This is a genomic window from Tunicatimonas sp. (assembly GCF_049647865.1).
GTDB lineage: Bacteria > Bacteroidota > Bacteroidia > Cytophagales > Cyclobacteriaceae > Tunicatimonas.
In genome coordinates, this window is sequence record NZ_JBARYM010000766.1 from 1 (window position 1) to 1,703 (window position 1,703).

General features: G+C 48.7%; 1 protein-coding gene. It reads left to right on the plus strand.

All coding sequences use genetic code 11. The features are described from left to right. On the plus strand, positions 1-1,703 hold a 1,703-nt coding region (locus WBA23_RS22335; RefSeq protein ID WP_424584495.1), incomplete at both ends, for a DUF1553 domain-containing protein.

The window sequence follows — 1,703 nt, forward strand, 5'->3', positions numbered from 1 at the left end:
CATAAGTACGATCCTATCTCGCAAAAAGAATACTTTCAATTCTTTAGTTTTTTCAACTCTACCGTAGAGCGGGGCGACGGAATTTTTGCCTATAATGCCATAGAAAACGGGCAAATGGTTTCTAATAAGCTATCAATGAATGCTGGGCCAGTACTGGCGTTAGCCGATGCTGAAACAAAAGAGATTCGGGAGTACTTGCTAGATCATCTTGACCAACAGCAAACGGGGCTGAACAAACTCTCTCTACAGAATGCCGAAGCGGTGCAGCAGTGGCAATCCCAACAAACTAACGCCACCGCCTTAGAGCAGGCTGTCCGGAAAACCACCGTTACCCACCTAACCTTCGATCAAATGGCCGATGGAAAAGATCGGGATATGGTAAAGGGAAATGCTGCCCCTAGTTACAGTGGTGACATTACTTCGGCCGAAGGAGTAAAGGGAAAAGCCGTTCGCAGTAATGCCTCGGGGCAATATGTGGCCGACGGCAACCCCTCCATTTTTGAACGGACTGATCCGTTTACGGTGAGCTTCTGGATTAATATTCCGGAAGAGTTTGCGGAGGCGCACGTAATGTATAATGGTAATAACCGAATACAGGGCTACCGAGGTTGGGACATTATGCTAGACAGTTCCCATACGCACTTCCGCCTAAATCACGCCCACCCCTATCAGTCACTCGATATTCGCGATCCCGAAGCCTTACAACTTGACGAATGGATACACTATGTCTGGACCTACGATGGCTCTAGTCAGGCCGAAGGTATGCGTCTGTATCGTAACGGAGAAGAAATTGACCCGGAGATTGAACGTAATTACCTCTATCGCTCTACCAAACCGTATCTGGATACCCGAGCAACCGTATACATGCCCTACCAAGGATTAATTATTGGCAACCGTCACTACGATCAGGATTTTACCGGAGGAATGCTAGACGAGGTTCGCATCCTGAACCGGGAGGCAGATGAGTTGGTAGCTCAGTATCTTTACAATGCTGAACAGGGTAAAGATGCCTTCAATACTGCACTTGCTGGCGAAGCGAAAGAGGTAGACCGCTTTTACGACCTGTTTATTGATACTCAACTGCAAGCTAAGCGCGCTGAGTTACGGGACATTCGTTTGCAAGAAGTGGCGACCATCGATACCGTTCAGGAAGTAATGGTGATGGGTGACTGGGAAGAAAAACGCCCCACCTATATTTTAGAACGCGGAGTGTACGATGCTCACGGTGAGCGGGTTGAACAAGATGTGCCTAATTCGCTGTTGGCTTGGCCGGAAGAATTACCCCGCAACCGATTAGGACTAGGGAAATGGCTTATTCACGAAGATCACCCCTTAACGGCCCGAGTAGCAGTAAACCAGATGTGGTACTTAATGTTCGGGCGGGGCTTAGTGGAAACGGTAGAAGACTTCGGCAATCAGGGCGCACTGCCGTCTCACCCCAAATTGCTGGATTGGTTAGCGGTTGATTTTCAGCAAAATGGTTGGGATGTAAAACGACTAATTCGCCAGATGGTACTGTCGGCTACCTACCGACAATCCTCTAAAGTTCGTCCCGAATTACAAGAAGTTGACCCGGATAATGTATTGCTGGCTCGATCCCCTCGTTACCGTCGCTCGGCTGAAATGGTGCGGGATAATGTTTTAGCAGCGAGTGGCTTACTTGATCCTACTGTCGGGGGGGCTTCTACGTTTCCTTATCAAGC